Source organism: Paenibacillus sp. CFBP 13594, from assembly GCF_014842675.1.
GTDB lineage: Bacteria > Bacillota > Bacilli > Paenibacillales > Paenibacillaceae > Paenibacillus > Paenibacillus amylolyticus_B.
On sequence record NZ_JACYVQ010000002.1, the window covers coordinates 650,846 to 673,002 of the forward strand.

Sequence of the window (22,157 nt, forward strand, 5' to 3'; positions counted from 1 at the left end):
ACCTCGTTCTGCTTGAAGCGGAGCGAGGTTTTTTGGTGTTCATTTTTCTCTGACTGCCCCACTCTGCTTCTGTCCCTATTCAAATTGAACAAAATCCACTACAATAAATAGCTGTCCAGATATGACACTTGGATGACATCTCTTTAGAATAGCGAGGCACTGCCAGTGAACATGAACACAACAAGTTTTTCCCAAAAAGTGAAGCAATTCCTGATTATATTTTTGCCCATCTTTACCACTCAAATCGCCCTCTCTTCCATGTCGTTCTTCGACACCAATATGTCAGGCAAGTTTTCTCCGGCCGACCTTGCAGGCGTCGCAATCGGCACAAGTCTGTGGATGCCAGTTCAAACCGGACTAAGCGGGATTCTGATCGGTATTACACCTGTCGTTTCCCATCTGTTAGGTTCCAAACGTAATGATCAGATCGGGTATAACGTCATCCAGGCGTTGTATCTAGGGATTGCAGTCAGTCTAGTCGTTATCGGAGCCGGGGCGTTGTTACTTGGCCCTATACTGAACGGAATGCCTCTAGAGCCCCGGGTTGCCCAAGTTGCCTTCTATTTTTTGTGTGCACTCGCTTTTGGCATTATCCCGCTCTTCGGATATACGGTGCTGCGCAGCTTCATGGATGCACTTGGCCAGACACGGACTACGATGTTCATTACGTTGGTTTCCCTGCCCGTTAACATCATTCTAAATTATCTGCTGATATTCGGCCGCTGGGGCTTTCCACAATTGGGCGGTGTTGGCGCTGGAGTTGCTACAGCATGTACATACTGGCTGATCTTTCTTATTAGTCTCTTTTTTGTCCATCGGGTCGAACCTTTCGCCCAATATGGCATTTTCCGTCGATGGACCCGTGTATCATTGTCCAAATGGAAAGAGTTACTCCAGATTGGAGTGCCCATCGGATTCGCGACTTTTTTCGAAACGTCCATCTTCGCTGCTGTGACTTTAATGATGAGCCGTTTCGATACCACAACAATTGCTGCCCACCAGGCGGCGCTGAATTTCGCTTCTACGCTCTACATGTTGCCTGTGAGCATATGTATGGCTCTTACGATCCTTGTGGGTTATGAGGCAGGTGCGGGGCGTCTGAGAGATGCCAGACAATACAGTCTGCTTGGAATTGGTGGAGCCATCGGGCTCTCACTGCTGACAGCGATCGTGTTGATTGTGTTCGGCGAACAGATTGCAGGCGTGTATTCAAACGATCGAGAGGTCATTGCACTTACGCAGCATTTCCTCATCTACGCCATTTTCTTTCAGATCTCGGATGCGATTGCCACACCGACCCAAGGAGCATTGCGTGGCTACAAAGATGTTAATCCGGCACTGATCATTACGTTCATAGCGTATTGGATTATTGGCCTGCCTGTAGGTTACCTAACAGCTACGTATACTTCACTCGGTGCCTTCGGATACTGGATTGGACTCATTGCCGGCCTTGCTGTAGGAGCAACAGCGCTTCTCTGGAGACTCTTCTTGGTACAAAAACAAGCGGCACTCCGTAAGGCGTAACATCGATATACTCACTCCGTGAAACAACAAAAAGAGCACAATCCACGGGACTGTGCTCTTTTTGCTTATGAATCGAATTATTGGGACAAACGTTGTGCAAGCTCGTAAGTCACCATATCGAAATCTTTTTTTGTGTTAACCACTTTATCAATATCCGTCAGGGTAAGCTCACCCTTGATAATGCCACAACCTTTGTCTGTCTCGCCTGCGATCAGACTGCGAACAGCGAAGTCACCTAAACGGCTTGCCAGGTTACGGTCGAATGGAGTTGGCGTACCCCCACGCTGAATGTGACCCAGAACGGTTACACGCGGCTCATACGTTGGGCAACGTTCCATCAGTTCTTTTGCTACATCCTCACCTTTGCCTACGCCTTCTGCAACGATGATAATACTGTGACGTTTGCCATGTGCAAAGTTAGCTTTCATCCGATCTGCTACTTCGTCCATATCAAATGGAACTTCTGGGACAAGAATCGTTTCAGCACCCGAAGCAAGTCCGGCATGCAGCGCGATATCTCCACAGTGGCGACCCATAACTTCAACGATGGAAGAACGTTCGTGTGAAGACATCGTATCACGTAATTTGTTTACTGCATCAACTACTATGCTTACAGCTGTATCAAATCCGATGGTATAGTCGGTGAATGAAACATCGTTATCAATCGTTCCTGGCAGACCCATGGTATTAATGCCCAGTTTGCTCAGTTTATTCGCTCCGTTGTAGGAACCATCTCCACCGATAACAACCAGACCGTCAATGCCACGCGCACGCAAAATGTCCGCACCTTTTTGCTGACCTTCAGCGGTATAGAACTCCTTGCAACGTGCCGATTGAAGAACCGTTCCCCCACGTTGGATGATATCCCCTACACTCCGCAAATCCATTGGGAAAATGTCATTATTCAAAAGACCCTGGTATCCACGTTGAACTCCAAATACTTCGAGACCGTGAAACAGTCCGCTGCGAACAACCGCACGAACAGCCGCGTTCATCCCCTGTGAATCACCACCGCTCGTTAATACTGCGATTTTCTTTACTGCTGTCATGATGTTTCTTCCTCCTCTAGTTTCACTTCAGGCTCCGCAATATCACACCTGACTTACATATTTTTCCGTATCCAGCGACTGAAAATGAAGAAAAATATTCTTGTGATCGGACTATTTTTCAGCAGACGTTTGGATACGACGCGAACTTCCTGTTGTTCGCTGACTTTGGGATCAGACAGGTAAATGGCAATCAGTCCTTCGATGATCATCCGGTGAAAGGAGCTTCCCGGAATCTTCTGTACATCACTGCGTGCCATCTCCACAATAAAAGCAATTCGGTCCAGCATGGTCTCCACATTCTCATAATAATTGCAGAAGTTGAGATCTCCCCCGATGCGGTCCTCATCCTGATCAATTAAATAATCGAGCATAATGTGCAATGCGCATACATGTGGGAAATAGGCCGTGTGGATCGAGGCCGCTTGCTCTTCAGTCAACTGATCGTCACTCGCAGCCAGAAACAGCATGAAAACGCCCAGTGTAGAGCCAGTTGCAGCAGCAAATTCGTTCCAACGAAACTGAGGTGTGCGATGACGATGCTCCGACCACCATTCGAGCAGTGCCGTTTCTCTCAGTTCCGGCTTGATATGCTTATATACCTGCAGGTCCGTGTATAGGCCTGCCAGATCCTGAATTTGGGGCTTGGCGGACGTATAGCCTGGTAACTGACGGGTCAGTTCCTGACATGTGGTCACCAGATTCCGCAGATATCCGCCGTCATCCTGCTCCTCACGGAGGGCATAATAATTGACGGGAATTGCTTCGGGATCTACCGCATCAAGCATGGATTGATGGAGAAGACGAAAGTCATCCGGGTCCATCGACGTGCTGCGGTCGCACAGATTGTCCAAATAATCACTAATAGTTTGATATGAAACGATCAGCGGAATCAGAATGTGCCTGTTGGGCAAATCAGCTAATGCGTAGACGGTTCCGCCTTCACAGTGAAACTGTTTATCCTTCAGACTGGCAAGTGCCTGTGTACGCAATTCCTCATTCGGAATCGCCTCAGCTTGAGCACGCCATCCATTCAGTGCCTTCCGTGTTTCCGGAATGGTGTATTTGTACACCCCTCTCATCAATGCCAGCGGTCCACGCGGATATTGATGACGTTTTCGATTTGATTGGCTCAAAATAAATGTGCCTCCACTTGGTTGAATACGTATTAGAGCGATTTTTAACCATTCCTATTATAATATGATCCCCTTAATTGTACAAATGATCTGCCGCATATTCCGCATAAAAAATCGCATCCGCGCCCAAAACTTTGTGATATACTAGGCATATTTCATCCATCAAAGGAGTCGTTGACATGTCGTCAAGTGAATCACTTTCGTGGAGACGGTTATTTTCTTTTTTTGTGCCACTTGGCATTTCCGCCTCTCTCGTCACCATTTCTCACGTCATCATAAACAGCACATTAGCACGTTCCGCTCATCCCGAGACGGTTATTGCCAGCTATGCCATCGCCGGTAGCTTGTTAACCCTCACGGAACGCCCCTCCACCCTGCTGCGGCAAACCTGTTCCGCACTGGTTCGCGATCGCCTTTCCTTTCAGGCCCTCACGTTTGTGACCAAAATATTTCTTGCCTGTGTGCTTCTCATTGGGTTTCTCATCGTATACTCTCCCGTTGGTACCGGGGTGTTCAAATACCTGTTTGGTGTAAGTCCGGATCTGCTGACCAAAGTCATCGACGTATATGAAATTCTCATGTATGTGAGTATCTTTTCAGTGATCCGCAACATCTATCAGGGGATCATCATTACGAATAACCGCACCAAGTGGTTAACCATAGGTATGGTATTCCGTTTAGCCGGCATGTACGGCCTTTCCCTCTATTTCATATACACAGACAGCATTGACAGTGGACGTGTAGGCGCTATCATTTTTGCTGCTGGCATGATGATTGAAGCGCTCGTCAGCTTTCTGGAGGGAAACAGCATCAAACGCAAGATGCCAGCCAAGCTTGAGGATCATCCCGTCGAGAGCAAGGGAGACGTATTTCGCTTTTATAAGCCACTGCTGTTATCCAGCTTTGTAGCGCTGTTCATAGGACCGGTTATTAACATTGTACTGGGCAAAACGACCGGGATTGCACTAGCCATTTCGTCCTTTGCCATAGCAAGCAGTCTGATGCAGTTGATGCTAAGCTTCTTTACATACATCCATCAGATCGTGCTGAATTTCTACCTTGTGGACGCCAAACTGGTACGAAAATTCGCACTTGTCACCGGATTTATTCCGTTTGCGATGATGGTGTCGATTGCCTATACCCCCTTGGGACCATGGGTACTCGAAAATGTCATGAGCGTTCAGGGCGAACTTTTGCAACAAAGTCTGTGGACATTGCGTGCGTTCGTCTTATTTCCGCTGATCTTCCCTTTTCTGGATTTCAGCAATGGCCTCATTCTGCTTCGCGGTCAGACAAAAACGATGTTTCGTTCGCAAACTGCGAATGCAATCTGCACAGTAATTGTGCTGCTTATACTGGTTAGTATCTTTCCTGCGTGGAACGGCATGATTGGCGCTGTTGCCCAATCCCTTGGCCTGCTCGCCGAACTCATCATTGTCTGGCTTGTCATCCGGCGCACGAAGCAAGAACCTACGATGTCCGTGCCGAAAGCCCGTAAATCAACATCCCTGAAAGGGTAATAAAATCATTGAATTGTTATCAGGATTGGAGTCTCTCATCATGAAATTAAGTCACAACGCCCGCCCGGATCAGAACTGGCTCCGGGCTCTCATGTTCACCATCTTTGGTTCCACCGTTCTGGTGGTATCCTACTTCCAGCTTTACTTCAGTCATCTGGGCTTCAGTCGGGCTGAGATTGGATATCTCTACGGAATTGGCCCCCTCATCTCTGTGTTCTCCAATATGTTCTGGAGCATGGCCAGCGACAGATACCAAACGGTACGCAAAGTGATGATCATTCTGCTTGGTGGTCAATTGATCACAGGGATCATGCTCGCCAATGCAACAACTTTCGGTCAGGTATTTGTACTCGTGTCCCTGTTTTACTTTTTCTATTATCCGGTCTATCCTCTCTCCGATACGATGGCCATTACAACGGCCAGCAAGTACGGCCGAAATTTCACTTCCATTCGAGTCTTCGGATCGATCGGTTATGCCTTCTTTGCATTAAGTATCGGGTATTTCCTTGGATCTTTTGGTCCAGCATGGACAATTTGGGTCTGCGTTGGTCTTGCTGCAACTACACTATTGATCAGTTTTCAATTGAAGGATCAACCTTCGGGGAGCAGTAGCAAAATGGATCTATCGGGGTTATGGGCTATTCTGAAACGCAGAGATGTGCTCACTTTTTTTGGCTGTGTATTTTTGCTTGCCATGGGACATCGCATGAACGAAGCATTTCTTACCATCACGCTAAAAGATCTGGGTGCCAGCGAGGGGCTGATCGGCTGGTCTTTGCTGATCTCTTCCGTAAGTGAAATCCCCATATTTCTACTTCTCAGCAAGTATGGAAACCGTTATAAAGAACTGCCGCTAATCGCTTTTGCTGCACTGATGTATACGGTTCGTTTGCTTCTCATGTCCATATCCGATACACCAGCAGCTGTCGTTGCAATTCAGACGATGCACAGTGTGACCTTTGGTATTTTCTACGTTACGGCGGTCCGCTATATCATTCGCCTAGTTCCGGACGGCTACAGAGCTACGGGTATGGCTTTGTTCACCATTGTCTGGTCCAGTGCTTCGGGACTTCTTAGCGGAACGTTAGGCGGACTGCTGCTGGAACATGCAGGCAGACAAACCTTCTATCTCACCGCTATGGCTTTCTCCCTGGCTGCACTGATCGGTTTCGGATTGAAGTTATGGTCCAGCATGACCAATCGCGTCTCCTGAACACACAGGGAACATACACCGTATTCAACCGTTATTTACACTGAAAATTTTAGAATCAAAAAAAGCACAGCCTCCCTTGGGGGACTGTGCTTAGGTTCTTAATATTCAGCTATAAATTTATCATATATAAGAAGTCCGTTGACCGGAAAAATTCTTACAGTTTGTTTACGTTAGCTGCTTGAGGACCACGGTTTCCATCAGTGATTTCGAATTCTACCGCTTGACCTTCTTCCAATGTTTTGAAGCCATCTCCTTGGATTGCGGAGAAATGTACGAATACGTCCTCGCCGCCTTCAACTGAAATAAAGCCATAGCCTTTTTCTGCGTTAAACCATTTAACTGTACCTTTCAAATGAAAAACCTCCTAAAAATATCGCCATCTATGGCGAATACCTTTATTATACTGTATGGGCTTCCATTTTGCAATTTATCTTTCCATAAATGTCGAAAAAATTTGCTTTGAATCGTAGGGTACGGTATCATTTTACCAAAACCGTTAGTTTGGAGACTACCTATGATAAAAAAACATGAAATATACAAAACAGACAAGTGGAATATGATGACCGTAGAAGTTCAAGGCAAATATCTCGTACTGCGAGAAATTTCGGAAGAGTGGGGCGAAGAATGCCATACTTTCCTAAGCCGTCCTGCATTAATGCACTGGGCTGAACGCCGTTTCCCAAAAGCAGACTTTGAGAACCGTGAGGATGAATGGCGTCAATTAATGGCTGCCTTCAAAGGGGTCTAACCCATGCAGCTTGACTCTAGCAATGTCGTCATCTTTATTATCCTTGCCTTCTCCCTTGGTATTGTGCTTATTCTGGGACGCAATTCCATCCCGGATCGACTGAGACGCGGAATGGCGCTTATTGCTACCCTGCTCATTTGTTTCGCCTTTTTCCTGATCGTTTATTTTCTGTATAACATGGGAGCCTAATCAAGGGGACCCAGATATTCAAATATTTCAACGTGCCTAAGGTCATACTATACGAGATTATTCGTATCGTAAGGAGGAAGGCCGTTGAAATACCAGAAATCGCTATCTGTTATCCTGGTACTTAGTCTGATTCCTTCGTCTCTCTCCGCACAGGCAAGCGAGACGAAGGCAGCTTCGTCCAACCATTCATCAGATCATCAAAGGAGGATTTCCATGAGTCAATTATTGAAACGTTCCGAGGTGCCAGCTGAACATAGCTGGAAACTGGAAGATTTATTTGCCGATCAGAAAGCCTGGGATCAAGAATATGAAGAAGTATCGTCTTTGACCAAGAAGGCCTCCGAATTCCAAGGCAAACTGAATCAACCTGATGTACTCAAATCTTGCTTCGAATTCGAAGATGAGATCAGCCTCAAAATAGAACGCCTCTTTGTGTACGCACGCATGCATCAAGATGAAGACACAGCTAATCCTACATATCAAAACCTGTCCCAAAAAGCCCAGAAATTAGGCGTACGGGTTGGTGAAGCACTTTCTTTTGTCACACCGGAGATTCTTTCCCTGCCTGATGATCAGTTGGACGCATTTATTGCGAACGAAAAACTCTCTGCTTATACATTTACGCTGGAAGAGATGAAACGCGAAAAAGCCCATGTTCTTAGCCAAGCTGAAGAGGCTTTGCTTGCACAGGTAGGCAACCTTTCACAAGCACCACAGACCATCTTCAGCATGCTGAATAACGCCGATCTCAAGTTTCCAAGAATCAAGGATGAACATGGTAAGGAAGTCGAGCTGACACACGGCAGCTACATTCAGTTCCTGGAGAACCCTAACCGTGAAGTTCGCGAACGTGCCTTCAAAGCGGTATACGAAACCTATGCTAAACAGAAGAACACAATTGCCGCTGCCTTGAACGCAAATGTAACCAAAAATATGTTCTATGCTAATGTTCGGAAGTACCCTTCCGTGATGGAAATGTCCCTATATGGAGATAACATCCCAACGGATGTGTATACCAATCTGGTAGACACCATTCACGAGAGCCTTCCGTTATTGCATCGTTATATGGACCTGCGCAAAAAGTTGCTGGGTGTGGATCAATTGCACATGTACGATCTGTTCGCTCCACTCGTAGACGAATACAAAATGGATATTACCTATGAGGAAGCGAAACAAACGGTCAAAGATGGTCTGAAACCACTCGGCAAGGACTATGCTGACGCATTGCAGACTGGATATGATAACCGCTGGATCGATATATATGAGAATGAAAATAAACGTTCTGGCGCATATGCCTGGGGCGCTTATGGCACTCACCCGTATGTCTTGTTGAATCACAAAGATAACCTGAACAGCATGTTCACACTCGCACATGAAATGGGTCACGCTTTGCATTCACATTACTCGGATACAACACTTCCGTATCGTGATGCCCAGTACACCATCTTCCTGGCAGAGGTTGCATCCACGACCAACGAAGCGTTGCTCATGGATTACCTGCTTAACAAATCAACAGATCCAAAGGAAAAATTGTATCTGTTAACCTATTATGCCGACCAATTCCGTACAACGGTATTCCGTCAGACCATGTTTGCTGAATTCGAGAAAATCATTCATGAACGTGCGGAACAAGGTGACGCATTAACACCACAATTGTTATCCGAGATCTATTATGATCTGAACGTTAAATATCACGGAGAAGGCATGGCTGTTGACAAAGAAATTGAAATGGAATGGGCTCGTATTCCCCACTTCTATAACAGCTTCTACGTTTACAAATATGCTACAGGCTTCTCCGCAGCGACAAGTTTTTCCAAGCAAATCCTGGAAGAAGGCCAACCGGCTGTTGACCGATATCTTGGCTTCCTGAAGAGCGGTGGCAGTGATTACTCCATCAACATTCTGAAAAAAGCAGGTGTGGATATGTCTACACCACAGCCAATTCGTGAAGCCATGAGTGTGTTCAAGGAATTGATTGAACAGATGGAGCAGCTAACCAAATAAGGTTGACTTTCCATGTGACCTGCATCCCTTGCCCGTTTGGGCAGGGGATTTTATCATCATTGCAAGATGCAACATACCCGAATACGGGTAATGCATATCTAGTTCTCAATTGTTCAACAAGGAGGCAACACCATGAAAATGCAATGGGCACTCATAGCAGGTCTTGTTTTTGCACTGCTCACGGGAATCTTTGCGGTCATTAATGTGGATTCCGTACAAGTCAACCTGTTATTTAATACGGTACAAATCCCGCTAATCTTGCTGATTCTCGGTTGTACCCTGATCGGTGGAATTATTGTAGGGTCATATGGCATCTATCGCCAATACAGACTGCAACGCGAGAACAAGCAATTGAAATTGCGTGTATCTGAATTGGAAAGTTCCGCGACAAGCAAATCTACGTTGGATTCTTTCAAATCGATGGATTCGCTTGACTCAAATGCACCCGACAGCCTACTGGAGAATGATTCGATCCAGAGTCAGCGCAAAGGAAACCCTACGGGAACACTGTAACCAATCAGAGACAGCCTGCTGGCGAGTCAGGAATGGTAGTATCACATTCTCTCCCCCAGACAGGCTGTATTTTGTTTCACACCATACCCATGATCCGAGGAGGAAATTACACAATGAGTTTTACAATTGATGAATCATACGTTCTGTCTTTTCTGAAAAAATTACTGGACACACCAAGCCCAAGTGGTTACACACATCATATTATCGAGATGATCCGGAAGGAAGCAGCAGCAGTGGGCATCGCCTGTGAGCTGAATAACAAGGGCGGTGCGGTGCTTACATTGCCCGGACAGGACTCTTCCAAGACCATCGCTTTAAGCGCCCACGTGGATACGCTAGGGGCCATGGTACGCTCGATTACATCCTATGGCACATTGAAGCTTACCTCTGTCGGTGGGTTTTCGATGCAAAGTATCGAAAACGAATATTGCACCATCCATACACGGGATGGAAAGACATACACAGGCACCATTCTCTCCCTTCATCCGTCTGTACACGTCTATCCGGATGCACGCACCTTTGAACGGACCGAGAGCCATATGGAAGTTCGAATCGATGAGGTCGTCTCCTCCAAGGAAGATGTGTTGAAACTCGGGATCTCTGTCGGCGACTTTATCTCCTTTGATGCTCGCGCAGTCATCACGCCGAGTGGTTATATCAAATCACGTCATCTGGACGACAAAGCCAGCGTAGCTGCCCTCTTTGGCATCCTTGAGTCTGCACATCGTGAAGGCTGGAAACCATTACATAACGTCTCTCTGCTTATCTCGAACTATGAAGAAGTTGGACATGGCGCATCGTATATCCCTGCGGAAATCAGTGAAATAATCGCTGTAGACATGGGAGCTATGGGTGATGACCTGAGCTGTAAAGAAACTGACGTTTCCATATGTGCCAAAGATTCTTCTGGCCCTTATGACTACGATATGACCAGTCGTCTCATTGAACTGGCCAAACAAGATGGAATGGATTACGTCGTGGACATTTATCCCCACTATGGCTCAGATGGCAGCGCAGCATTGCGCGGAGGAAACAATATCCGTGCAGCACTGATCGGTCCTGGAGTTCACGCATCTCATTCCATGGAGCGTACACATAAGGATGCTGTCCTGAATACAGCACGATTGCTCACAGCCTACATTACAACCAAATAAAAAAGAATCATTGATCGACGAAATTATCATGGCATGTTCGTCTAAGCAGAAGGCCCCTTCCAAGCACACAATTCGGTGTGCTTGGAAGGGGCCTTTGTTGTCATTTCTTTTAATCTGCCTGTTCGACATATGCATGATACTTACGATCCAATATCTCTAACTCTGCCTTATGGTCACGCATTTCATTTCTTAACACATGCATGGTTTTCCGAACGGCACTCAGTCCATCCTTCACCTGACGTTCGGCTTTGCGAATTTTGTCCTGAACCATCCAGTCCACGAAGAGGTTATCGAAGAAATAGTCTGCGAATGAAAGCAGACCTCCCAGATGCAGATCCGCGTGTACAGCCATCTCTACATCCTCCAACTCCTTCTGGAAACGTCGTAGACGCTTACCTGCATCCATGATGGCGACCTGAGCGTCATCCATTCGTCCTCGCTTGATATGTGTGGAGATCACTCCACCACCCATCATGTCATATACACCCCAATTACCTGCCGAAGACAAAGCCTTCTCGGCACGTTCAAGGGCATAGACCAGGTATTCCCCCTCCCGGAAAGCTTCATCCAGTTCCTGAAGCTCACTTGCCAGATGTTCCCGATTCTCAGCCATCTGTTGCAATTCCGCATCCTGGTCCAGCAGTCGACCTTCCTTCTTCCCCCACAGCGCGTTGTAATCGCTTTGCCAGTATTGATAATGCCGCCCGCCCTCCAACTCCTGCTCCACATGAATTCGTTGCTCCTGTACGTCTTGTAACATGCGACAAGCAGTGTCGTATGCAGCCTTGCTCTCCATGAGTTCCAGCTCTTCCTTCTCCAGCCGTTCTGTCTTCTTGCCAATCAGTTGATAGAAAAATGCCGACAATGTCATACTGTTCAGTCGATCAACATCCTTCTGCTCCTTCTGGAGATGCTCCAGACGACGCTTTACCTTTGCTTCCCATTCGCTTTCCTCCGTTTGCAGCTTCTCCAGACGTTTGGTCCATTTCTCGTAAATTCTCCCCTTTTCCTTGAGCACTGCCAACTGTTCATTAATTTCCTTATACATGAGTGTGGTGTTCTCTCCCTTCTATGGAATTCTTTACTTATACAACGTAATGAACATACAGAACGTTTCACATAAAATCGCAAATTCGCAGACAAAAAAATCGCCCTTTTCTCCAATGCGACATAAAGTCACTATAGAAAGAAAGGGCGATGTTTAGTTATAAATTAAGACTTGCTCTGCTCAATCTGCTCTGCAAGTTCATTCAGAACGGTCCAGCGTTCCATCAATTCATCCAGATGACGTTCAGCCTCAACCTGCTCCGCCATCAACTCCTGCAGACGGGCAGAATCACTAAATGACTCTTCCATCTCTTTGTTAATCCGGACAAGATTGGCTTCAGCCTTCTCAATATTTTCATCAATCTGGTCGTATTCACGTTGCTCCTTGAAGCTAAATTTCAACTTCGGTTTGGCCGCTGACACTGCAGGCGTCGCTTTCTCCGATGACTGCTTCACCTTCGCCGCTCCTGTGTCACTCTCTTGATTAGCTCCAGGCGCATTTTTCAGCATCCATTCCGCATATTCACTGTAGTCGCCGACGTGTACACGTACAGCACCGTTGCCCTCAAAAGACAGCACTTTATCCACAGTACGATCAAGGAAATAGCGATCATGGGATACGACAAAGACAACACCGGGGAAATCATCCAGGTAGTCTTCCAGTACAGCGAGTGTCTGGATGTCCAGATCATTCGTCGGCTCATCCAGCAGCAATACATTCGGCGCAGCCATCAGCACACGCAGCAGATACAGGCGACGCTTCTCTCCACCAGAAAGACGCGAGATTGGCGTCCACTGGGATGCCGGGGTAAACAGGAACCGCTCCAGCATCTGGGATGCTGTAATCAGAGAGCCATCGGCCGTTTTCACATTCTCGGCCACTTCTTTAATATACTCTATGACACGAAGAGATTCGTCCATCTCCTGATGTTCCTGTGTGAAATAACCCAGATTGACCGTAGGACCAACGTCAACCACACCTGCATCAGGTTCCAGCTTGCCAGATATCATCTGAAGCAACGTGGACTTACCACTACCGTTCGGTCCGACAATCCCTACCCGATCTCCAGGTACGGCAATATAACTCAGATCTTCGATGAGCGTGCGGCCACCCACGGATTTGGAAAGATGCTCGATCTCCAGAATCTTTTTACCCAAACGAGTGGAGCCAACCGATACTTCCAATGAACCCGAGCGCTGGACTCCTTGTTGGTCTTTGAGTTGTTCGAAGCGATCAATTCTCGCTTTTTGTTTCGTCGTCCGTGCCTTGGCACCACGACGAATCCATGCAAGCTCTGTCCGAAGCAAGTTCTTACGCTTCTGTTCGGAAGAGGCTTCCCGTTCTTCACGCTCCGCTTTCAGTTCCAGAAAGCGTGTATAGTTGGCTTCATACCGGAACAAACGTCCATGATCCAATTCCAGCATGACATTCGCCACACGATCCAGGAAATACCGATCATGCGTAATCATAAGCAGTGCACCGCGGCGCTTCTGCAAGTACTGCTCGAGCCATACGACCGAATCATTATCAATATGGTTCGTCGGCTCATCCAGAATGAGCAGTTCACAAGGATGAATTAGTGCAGCAGCAAGTGCTACCCTTTTGCGTTGTCCGCCAGACAATGTGCCCATCAGTGCATCGAATTGACGAATACCCAGCTTGGACAAAATGCTCTTCGCTTCACTCTCCATCTGCCAGAGCTGAAGCTGCTCCATTTGCTGATTCAAACGTAATAACCGCTCTTGCAACGCTGGATCGGACGAATTCAGTTCCAATAATTCCATCGTTTCCGTATATTCTCGCACGGTCTTCATTTCCAGGCTGTCACCTTCGAATACTTGTTGCAGTACTGTATTATCCGGATTGAAGTCTGGATTTTGCGCCAGGAACTGAATTCGTACATCATTACCGATCGAGATCTGTCCCGCATCTGCAGGTTCCATGCCAGATATCACACGCAAAAACGTGGATTTACCGGTTCCATTTACCCCAACGACACCAATCTTGTCCTGATCAGCCATGCCAAATGAAGCGTCCTTGAACAATATTTTTTCGCCATAACTTTTTGCAATTTGCTCTACCGTCATTATGTTCATTGCTCGTACCCACTTCTCTGTAAATTAATATTCAACATTACGTACATCCGCGCACTAACTTTAAACTTGTAAAAAAGAGCGGCATCCGTCCAGAAACAATGCTGCTGCAAAAGCAATTCGTTTGTTCAGATGTTCCTCATTAAACTCCGGATTTAACATGATATCCATCTTCAGCCGGTCCAGAATTCCAATGTAGGCTTCAGCGAGCAATACAGGCTCAGGTACACTTGCACTTTCCAATACCTCACACACCATACTCATGTATTGATTCATGAATGCCTTCATGAATTTCATCAGGTCCGGATCATTATTGGGTGCCATAAAAAAGAGCTTGGTATGATTGCGGCGCTCATAATAATACGTAAGGTGAGTCTTGGCTATTGCTCCAAGTTTATCACCTGTGTTCTCATGTGAGTTCAAAGCATATTCCAGGCGGCTAATAAAGCTGTTACAGTCCCGCTTGGATACTGCGATAAATAATTGTTCCTTGCTTTTGAAATATAAATAAATGGTGCCTTTTGCGATGCCGGCTTCGTCTGCTATATCAGACATTTTCGTCTCATAAAAACCTTTCGAGCCAAAAATACCATAGGCCGCATCCAAAATAGCCTCCGATTTGTCTCCCTGTACCGTGCTCAAATGTACTCCCCCTTACAACGCCAAAATGTTACCTAAACCAATCGCCACACATCCGCCGATCACTGAGCTAAGCACGTTCACCAGGTCGTTACTCATCCATGCCCAGCCACGAGCCCGAACCGTTGGATGCCCACAATGTTCATGTACCTCAACTTCACGGCCACACACCGTACAACGATACATCATCTGCAACGTTGCACCCAGATAGGAATCAGCAAAAGCCCCTGCCAACCCGCCTACAAGACCGACAAAAGTCCAACTAAACAGACCAAACCCTTCGATCCCGGCGATCCAGGAAAACAAGAATGCTCCCGCACCAATCAAAGCCCCGCCTACGGCTGCAGCCACGGTGCCAAGAAGTGAAACACCTCCTGAAGCACCTGGCGTAAGTACCTTCCACGTGAACACAGAGCGCGGCGGCTTGCGACTGAGACTCCCAATTTCGGTTGCCCATGTATCCGATGTAACGGTAGCCATTACACCAATGAAAGCATACACCCATGCCGGATGTGGAAATATCCAGTATCCCAGACATAGGAACATACCCATTCCACCATTAGCCATCACTTGTCCTGCATCCCGATTTCCTGACTTGGCATAGGATTTCTCCAGCTCCTGCTTCCGATCTTTACGAAACCTGGAGAGCAACGTTGAAGTAATGAAAAACAACAATAACGTGCCAAACCAGAACAGGTTACCCGCTCCGTAATATATCGTTCCCATCATGATGGCTGCCAGGCAGCCAGACAAGGTTAGCGACTTTTTCGCATAGGCAGCACCTGCCACCATAGAAGCGCATACGGCGCCAATAATCCAATCCATAATGTCTCCTGCATGCAGCGTATGTACAGCCCGCATGACGTTTATTGTATTTTTGAAATTCAATTATACCACGGTTTGATCCCAATGCCGAAACTCCTTACGACAGCACACAAAAAACCTGTTTTGGCCTCGTGTAGAAGTACCAAAACAGGTTATTGATCAAACGTTAAAACAGGATAACTCCCCTCTTCAAGTAACGTCTGGAATTCAATGTTCCTATGTCCTAATTTAGACCCTCTTCGCTCCGCCAATGACCCCATATCGGTAGAGTACTCTGCGACCAAACCAGTTGAACAATCGATCCGTCAGGAATCCCATAAAACCCAGGGAAATCAGTCCGACAAAGATCCAATCTGTTCGGAAAAAGAGTCTGGAATTCCAGATTAAGTAACCCACTCCCTCATTCGAGGCAATCATCTCAGCACCGATGATGGCCATATACGAAGTTCCCATCGCCAGTCGCACACCCGTGAAGATATACGGGGTTGTCGCCGGAACAATCACATGCAGCAGAATCTGCCGTTCATTGGCTCCCATACTGCGGGCCGACCGGATTTTGTCCTCTTCGACGGAGAGCACACCTGTCAGTGTATTCAACACAACTATGAAGAAGGTTGCGTACATAATGAGTGCGATCTTGGATTGCTCTCCAATACCAAACCACACCAGGAATAAGGTAATAAAGGCGATCGGCGGGATAAAACGTATAAAGTTAAGGAATGGCTCGGCGAACAGCCGGATGATATGCACCTTGCCAATAATCAGCCCTACCGGAATAGCAATGATGCTTCCGAGTACCCAGCCCGCCAGTACACGAGTGAAGCTGATTCCGATATACTCCATCAGCGTACCGTCAGCTATCAGTTCTCGTGCTCCCAGGATCGTGTGCCACGGACCAGGGATTACGTCAGGCCCATAGATTAGGGCGCCAAGTTGCCAAATTAAGATGACCGTTACCCATAGAAGCGGGATAGACACCCATTTTTTCTCCAACCATTTCATCTTACATATCACCTCAGTTATTCTTCAAAGTGGCCTTGAATTCGGTCATACAGGGTGTTGAACTCAGACGAGGCGATGTTCCTCGGGTAAGGTAACGTATTGTGGTAAATATCCGTTATATTCGAAGACGGACCTACGGACATAATGCCTATGCGCTCACCAAGCAATAACGCCTCCTGAATATCGTGGGTGACAAAGATAACGGTCTTATGAGTTTCTTTCCAAATATTCACCAGTTCCTTCTGCATCGTCCGCCGTGTCATCGCGTCCAGCGCACCGAATGGCTCATCCATCAGCAAGATCGCCGAGTCATTCGCAAGTACCCGAGCCAATTGAACCCGCTGCTTCATGCCACCCGAGAGCTCTTTCGGAAATTTCCCCTCATGAGCACTCAGTCCCACAAGCTGGATGTATCGATCAGAGATCTCACGTCGTTGTGTCTTAGGGACCTTGGACATTCGAAGTCCGAATTCAACATTTTCCCTCACAGTTAGCCATGGAAAGAGAGAAGAATCCGCCTGCTGGAATACCATTGCCCGATCCCTGCCCGGTCTGTCGATCTCCTTGTTGTCCACCTTGAGCTGTCCACCTGACTTGGAGATGAAACCCGCGATCATATTCAGCAGCGTTGACTTCCCGCACCCACTGGGACCAAGCAGGACAAAGAACTCCCCTCCCTTGATAACCAGATCGACATCCTTAATGATATAATGTACATCCCCATTGGTCGGGGCATGATACGTTTTCCGAAGCTGTTCAATATGAATGGTATGCTGAGTTGCAGGTAAGGACATAACGGACACCTCCCATTTCAATAAGAATTATTTACTATATGTCACTTTTTTCGGAAACGCCTGCTGGAGAGAAGTCAGATTGAGTTTGGTGTCGAGATCAAAATCCTGTTCGATGATTCCAATGTCCACCATATATTGCTTCTGACCCGCCAAACTATCATAAGCAGCCTGCGTAAATCCAACTTCCCATGGATTGATCGGAAGATCTTTCAACGTGGCATCTTTAGGCTGTTTGGTCTCTTGATACATCAGATCGGCAACCTCTTCAGGATGCGCTTGGGCATACGTGGATGCTTCATCCAGCGCAGCAAGGAAGTCACTTATCTTTTCAGGGTTTGCCTGGATGAATTCATTACTTGATACCAGTCCCATACCAAGGCGTATAGGCGTCTGAGACATATCCGTCAGCTGATGTACTCCTTCGAGTGCATCGAATTTATCGGTTAACGCGGAACCTATGACCCAAGCGGCATCAAGGTCTCCCTGTTTCAGTGCGATGTAGGCTTCATCAAAAGCCCCCTGACCAATTTGCGTCACATCACTCAGCGCCACCCCCTGATCTTTCAAATATTCATCCCATAGATATGGAATAAATGTGCCTCGAATGAAACTCACTTTCTTGCCTTTCAAATCTGCTCCACTCTGAATATCATCCCTTGCATACAGCTTCCAGGCGGCTGCCGCTTCATCCGTAGTCTGGCCTGCAGAAGCGATGACTGAATATTCCCCTTTAGCCAGAGCATTCAATACAGGGAAGTCCGCCCCGTACGCAATATCAACCTGTTTGATAAATAGTGCATTTACACCTTCAGCCGGTGAGCCAAACGTAATACTCTCTGCATCTATGCCCCGGTTTTCAAAAAAACCTTTTGCAATGGCTACCCTGAACGTTGGGTTCGTACTTGTATCTGCAATTCGAATTTTTACATTATCGGTATTCTTGCCGGTAGCGTCTTTTGCTCCAGATCCTGCTGCGTTTGAACTGCATCCGGATAATATGAGTGCCGTAGCCAGGAATAATATCAATACGCCGGTAATTATGGATGGTACTCTCACAATATACACCCCATTCGATCTAGTCATGATTCTTGACGCTTAACCACCCGACTTGCCTTCATCCGACGTTGCCACACAGGCTGCACCCTCCACAAATGGAAGAGTTGTCTCTACGCTCACGATGGATGCAGAACCTTTGGGTGCTGCTCCCGGTACCCTGTAGGTGGAGACATCAATGGCTTCGATGGCAACTTCCTGCGGTTTCTCCAACTGTGGAACCCACTGATAAGGAACTCGATACGAGCGATAGACCATATTGGTATTCCGCCCATCCGTGTACGGGGAGACATACTCCCAGACCAGCTCATGCTCCGCTGTCACTTCGAACAATCTGCCATTGGAACCTTCGGTTATCAAGGTGTTGCCGTTAGGTAAACGCTGGGCGGAACTGATGTATGGGCTATAAAATTTATAAGAATCCGTCGGAACCGAGAAACCTGCTTCTGCCGAGGTATACTGCCAGACAATCTCCAGAGTGACCGGGTTAATCTCCAGCACACGAGAGTGATCCCGAATCGCATGTTTTAATCCAAATGGGGAAGCCGGATTCGGAAGGCCGTAACCTGCCCAGCCGCCATTGTCGAATACAAGCAAGTTCCCTTCTCCAGGAAGGCCCTGAGGAATGATATGTGCATGATGCTGCCCGATAATTGTGCCAATGTGCTTCGCTTCAGTTGAAGTATAGTCGGGGCCCAGTCTCCATACGATTTTTCCGCTCTGCCTGTCTGTAATAGCGATTATATTGGCCTCTCTTGCATCCCAGATAATATTGTCGGGGTGGAACCGTTCGTCTCCGTCTTCATAGAAGCGGTTGGGTCCAACATAAGAAGCAGAATTAATATGTAACCAGTCACCCACACCACCACCCAAATGACCGAAAGAACGTGTATTCGGATCACGGAACAGAACATTTCGAGCCGCTTCATCAAAACCTAATTCTTCAAAGTGCTCGTTAGGCAGCCATTCCCAAAGTACCTTCCCCTCCCAATCCACTTCAATAATGGCGTCATCAAGCAATGGCTTATCTGAAATTTGCGGGTTACTCACATTTTTGTGAGCCAGGATAAGTGTTTTACCACTCTTCGTCTTCGGTGCAAGCCCAGGTGCATAATAACCTACCGGATTACCCTCACGCTGATAATCATGATGCTGGCGGGCATACCATAGTGGCTCATACCCCGGATCTTCGATGTGTTCGTAGCTATTGTATTTCCATACAATGTTGCCGTCCCAATCCACCTGAACCAGATCGACATTATCCTGAATACCGAACTTCGGATCTCTCCGACCTGTACTGCCCAGCACGTAGCCGCCAGGTAATATTTTGGCCGGAAAACCTAATAATCCTTTCCACAGGTGAACCTCCTTGCCATTCATATCGATCAACACTACGCCTTCCTCACCTGCCTGATAAACGGTATAACCGCCCCAAGCTTTGTCCGGATTGTATAACGTCGCTCCAGTTGGATATATTGTTGAGTGTCCCATTGACCATCTCTCCCCTAGAATGTTTGTGGTATATCAAATGTCGTTACTGTGACCCAACCTCAATAACTGAGATAGTTACTCTTCCCGGTATTGTCCCGCTGCTTCTGCTCAAGGTTAATTGTGGAGGACCGATCATGTTCTTGTATCCCGTTGTTCTCCGCCAATTCCAGCACCGTGTCCGAGAATCCCTCCAGATTCGCTACTACCCGCTCGTAGAATCGACTTTGCTGCTCCAGTTCCTCACTCGTAAACCCCTCAAACAGAAGCGTGATACATCGGGCACCGATATTGCTGTTTCTCGCATACATCTCCCGCCCGCTGGATGTGATGTCCAGCAAAACCGTCCGGCGGTCGTCTTCCTTTCGTCTGCGGATGGTGAGTCCCTTTTTCTCCAACTTATCGGTCAGAGCTGTAATGGCACCCGATGTGAAGTCCAACTGTTCTGCCAGATCTCCAAGCCGCTGTTCTCCCTCACGAATGATCTTGTGCAGGATAAGCATACCCGGCAGGCTGATGCCTTCTACAGAGATGCGATCCCGCTCCTTGACGAATCGTCTGACCATTTTGCGAAATAACCAATCCGTCCGCTCCAACGCTTCCCAGTCCCTATCACTCATTCCATAACCTCCTTGATCGTTTGAAACTTCAACAGCGAACAAAAAAAGGCCCCCGCGGACATTCCATAGTGGAGTAGTCCCGGGAGCCTTTGGTGGTCCAATCAGCTCGATTTATTTTTCAATTCAAATTAGTTCACTGTTCATTTAATAAGTATTAAAATAATTGAGATCATCATATAACCAACTAACCCAACCTGTCAAGTGCGAATTATATTAGTGATCTTCTTTTACGGTCGTTCTCTGTCGGGCTAAATTACTTATCCTGTTTTAAGTTTCACTTCAGGTTTCCCGTTTACACTATTCTCAGATCGAAACATCTACAACTACATCAACGACAAGTTACGATTCAGTTCGTACTCAACTACAGAAATGAGGATTATCCATATGAACATGAAAAGAGTCATTATTATAGGCACAATGATTGTCACCATGTCCTTCGCTGGAACAGCATGGGGCCAATCCGCCATCTCCCCCATACCTACTGCTAAATGGTCCATCGTTGACCTGGATACTCATGAGGGAAGCAGTGACGAGCTACTCAGCGCTCTGAATCAGCCTTCAGAAGAGCATCTGTATCAGGAGCTGTATAACGGCAAATCACTGAGGACGATTACGGAAGAAAACAACGGGAATTTGGATGAGGTCATTGCTATACAAGTAAGGCAGCTCAGGGAGCAGTTGGATGAGCGACTCGCAAATGGAAGTATCAGCTCGGAGCAACATGCTGCACAACAAACCGAACTGGAAGAGTTGGTCACACAGAGCGCAAATACAACATACAGCTTGGCGTAACTTAGTAGCGTATCCGTACGATGAAGGTATAAACCATAGATCCGCGATAACACAGCAAAAAGGAGCGTATGCACGCCCCTTTCTTGTACCCTATTCTTCTCAAGCAGGTATGATGTGTAATCCTTACTGCGCTGCCCCAATCGTGCATGTACCCAAGGATTCGCCGTCCCATGCCAGTTCGAGCACATCTCCTGCTTGAGTTGGTCCAACACCTTCCGGTGTTCCTGTAAAAATGACATCGCCCGGCCCCAGGCCGTAATGGTGACCTACATAATCCACAATATCTTGTAAACTGAAGATCATGTTACGAATGTTACCACGCTGGACTTCCTCACCATTTTTGGTCAATGTAAAGTCTTTCTCAAGTAAAGCTGCCGCCCCCGGGAACGCCTGAAATGCAGTAACCGGAGCCGAATTTTTGAATCCTTTGGCCGCTGTCCAAGGGTGGCCCTTTTTCTTAATCACGGACTGTACGTCACGTAACGTAAAATCAATACCAAACGCATACGCATCCACCAGCTCATCTACCGCCATACCTGGCTCATAACCCCGGCCGATCTGCACGACAAGCTCAGCTTCATAGTGAACTTCACCCTTGGTAGCAGGCAATTCAAGCGTTTCACCACTCAGGGGCACGACTGCATGAGAAGGTTTCATAAAGATCATTGGTTCATCCGGAACCGCGTTGCCCAATTCTTCCGCATGAAGTTTATAATTGCGTCCTACACAGTATACGTTGCGAATGTTAGTCAACAT

22 protein-coding genes are annotated in these 22,157 nt (G+C 47.1%); 9 read left to right on the top strand and 13 right to left on the bottom strand.

What is annotated here, in order from left to right:
• The first annotated feature begins 171 nt into the window (after window positions 1-171).
• Entirely contained in the window at window positions 172-1,524 is a 1,353-nt protein-coding gene (locus IFU39_RS10345; RefSeq protein ID WP_105598456.1) for an MATE family efflux transporter, read from the top strand.
• 77 nt (window positions 1,525-1,601) lie between these two features.
• Here IFU39_RS10345 and pfkA read toward each other — a convergent pair whose 3' ends face one another.
• Window positions 1,602-2,573, bottom strand: coding sequence for a 6-phosphofructokinase (gene pfkA / locus IFU39_RS10350; protein WP_036609663.1), 972 nt, complete (start codon window positions 2,571-2,573; stop codon window positions 1,602-1,604).
• Between the two features lie 53 nt (window positions 2,574-2,626).
• Window positions 2,627-3,706, bottom strand: coding sequence for a tetraprenyl-beta-curcumene synthase family protein (locus tag IFU39_RS10355; RefSeq protein WP_017689390.1), 1,080 nt, complete (start codon window positions 3,704-3,706; stop codon window positions 2,627-2,629).
• A 179-nt stretch (window positions 3,707-3,885) separates the two neighbouring features.
• Here IFU39_RS10355 and IFU39_RS10360 point away from each other — a divergent pair, with 179 nt between their 5' ends.
• A complete protein-coding gene (locus tag IFU39_RS10360; protein ID WP_192132474.1) occupies window positions 3,886-5,226 on the top strand; it encodes a multi antimicrobial extrusion protein MatE in 1,341 nt (446 codons plus the stop codon).
• Window positions 5,227-5,266: 40 nt separating this feature from the next.
• On the top strand, window positions 5,267-6,439 hold the full coding sequence (locus tag IFU39_RS10365) for an MFS transporter (protein WP_192132476.1): 1,173 nt from the start codon (window positions 5,267-5,269) through the stop codon (window positions 6,437-6,439).
• 154 nt (window positions 6,440-6,593) lie between these two features.
• Here the strand turns inward: IFU39_RS10365 and IFU39_RS10370 are convergent, their stop codons facing one another.
• Window positions 6,594-6,791: a cold shock domain-containing protein gene (locus IFU39_RS10370; protein WP_017689394.1), complete on the bottom strand. Its 198-nt coding sequence runs from the start codon at window positions 6,789-6,791 to the stop codon at window positions 6,594-6,596.
• 162 nt (window positions 6,792-6,953) lie between these two features.
• Between IFU39_RS10370 and IFU39_RS10375 the strand changes: the two genes are divergently transcribed.
• From IFU39_RS10375 to IFU39_RS10395, 5 genes are all read left to right on the top strand, one after another.
• The gene (locus IFU39_RS10375) at window positions 6,954-7,187 is read left to right on the top strand and encodes a hypothetical protein (protein ID WP_017689395.1); all 234 of its coding nucleotides are present in this window, start codon (window positions 6,954-6,956) and stop codon (window positions 7,185-7,187) included.
• Window positions 7,188-7,190: 3 nt separating this feature from the next.
• Window positions 7,191-7,376: a hypothetical protein gene (locus tag IFU39_RS10380; RefSeq protein ID WP_036609669.1), complete on the top strand. Its 186-nt coding sequence runs from the start codon at window positions 7,191-7,193 to the stop codon at window positions 7,374-7,376.
• 213 nt (window positions 7,377-7,589) lie between these two features.
• Entirely contained in the window at window positions 7,590-9,380 is a 1,791-nt protein-coding gene (pepF, locus tag IFU39_RS10385; RefSeq protein ID WP_091017526.1) for an oligoendopeptidase F, read from the top strand.
• A 132-nt stretch (window positions 9,381-9,512) separates the two neighbouring features.
• Window positions 9,513-9,893, top strand: a complete 381-nt coding sequence (locus IFU39_RS10390) for a LapA family protein (RefSeq protein WP_192132478.1) — start codon at window positions 9,513-9,515, stop codon at window positions 9,891-9,893.
• Window positions 9,894-10,006: 113 nt separating this feature from the next.
• Window positions 10,007-11,047 (top strand): M42 family metallopeptidase, encoded by a 1,041-nt coding sequence (locus IFU39_RS10395; protein ID WP_091017529.1) that lies wholly within the window; start codon window positions 10,007-10,009, stop codon window positions 11,045-11,047.
• Window positions 11,048-11,156: 109 nt separating this feature from the next.
• On the opposite strand, the gene IFU39_RS10400 is transcribed toward IFU39_RS10395, so the two are convergent.
• The 9 genes from IFU39_RS10400 to IFU39_RS10440 all read right to left on the bottom strand — a co-directional run bounded on the left by IFU39_RS10400 (window position 11,157) and on the right by IFU39_RS10440 (window position 20,609).
• Window positions 11,157-12,095 (bottom strand): hypothetical protein, encoded by a 939-nt coding sequence (locus tag IFU39_RS10400; protein ID WP_105598112.1) that lies wholly within the window; start codon window positions 12,093-12,095, stop codon window positions 11,157-11,159.
• A gap of 164 nt (window positions 12,096-12,259) precedes the next feature.
• Window positions 12,260-14,191: an ABC-F family ATP-binding cassette domain-containing protein gene (locus IFU39_RS10405; RefSeq protein ID WP_105598111.1), complete on the bottom strand. Its 1,932-nt coding sequence runs from the start codon at window positions 14,189-14,191 to the stop codon at window positions 12,260-12,262.
• Between the two features lie 60 nt (window positions 14,192-14,251).
• Window positions 14,252-14,830 carry a TetR/AcrR family transcriptional regulator gene (locus IFU39_RS10410; protein WP_017689402.1) on the bottom strand — a complete coding sequence of 193 codons (579 nt, stop codon included), beginning with the start codon at window positions 14,828-14,830 and terminating at the stop codon, window positions 14,252-14,254.
• Between the two features lie 12 nt (window positions 14,831-14,842).
• Complete coding sequence (locus IFU39_RS10415; RefSeq protein ID WP_105598110.1) at window positions 14,843-15,652, bottom strand: DUF92 domain-containing protein; 810 nt, start codon at window positions 15,650-15,652, stop codon at window positions 14,843-14,845.
• Window positions 15,653-15,880: 228 nt separating this feature from the next.
• Window positions 15,881-16,654 (bottom strand): ABC transporter permease, encoded by a 774-nt coding sequence (locus IFU39_RS10420; RefSeq protein WP_091017536.1) that lies wholly within the window; start codon window positions 16,652-16,654, stop codon window positions 15,881-15,883.
• 17 nt (window positions 16,655-16,671) lie between these two features.
• Window positions 16,672-17,448: an ABC transporter ATP-binding protein gene (locus tag IFU39_RS10425; RefSeq protein ID WP_074094443.1), complete on the bottom strand. Its 777-nt coding sequence runs from the start codon at window positions 17,446-17,448 to the stop codon at window positions 16,672-16,674.
• 27 nt (window positions 17,449-17,475) lie between these two features.
• On the bottom strand, window positions 17,476-18,531 hold the full coding sequence (locus IFU39_RS10430; protein ID WP_105598109.1) for an ABC transporter substrate-binding protein: 1,056 nt from the start codon (window positions 18,529-18,531) through the stop codon (window positions 17,476-17,478).
• Window positions 18,532-18,543: 12 nt separating this feature from the next.
• Complete coding sequence (locus IFU39_RS10435) at window positions 18,544-19,992, bottom strand: aryl-sulfate sulfotransferase (protein WP_105598108.1); 1,449 nt, start codon at window positions 19,990-19,992, stop codon at window positions 18,544-18,546.
• A gap of 59 nt (window positions 19,993-20,051) precedes the next feature.
• Window positions 20,052-20,609, bottom strand: a complete 558-nt coding sequence (locus tag IFU39_RS10440) for a MarR family winged helix-turn-helix transcriptional regulator (protein ID WP_105598107.1) — start codon at window positions 20,607-20,609, stop codon at window positions 20,052-20,054.
• A 384-nt stretch (window positions 20,610-20,993) separates the two neighbouring features.
• Here IFU39_RS10440 and IFU39_RS10445 point away from each other — a divergent pair, with 384 nt between their 5' ends.
• Window positions 20,994-21,401, top strand: coding sequence for a hypothetical protein (locus IFU39_RS10445; protein WP_105598106.1), 408 nt, complete (start codon window positions 20,994-20,996; stop codon window positions 21,399-21,401).
• Window positions 21,402-21,524: 123 nt separating this feature from the next.
• On the opposite strand, the gene IFU39_RS10450 is transcribed toward IFU39_RS10445, so the two are convergent.
• On the bottom strand, window positions 21,525-22,157 hold the full coding sequence (locus IFU39_RS10450) for a fumarylacetoacetate hydrolase family protein (RefSeq protein ID WP_105598105.1): 633 nt from the start codon (window positions 22,155-22,157) through the stop codon (window positions 21,525-21,527).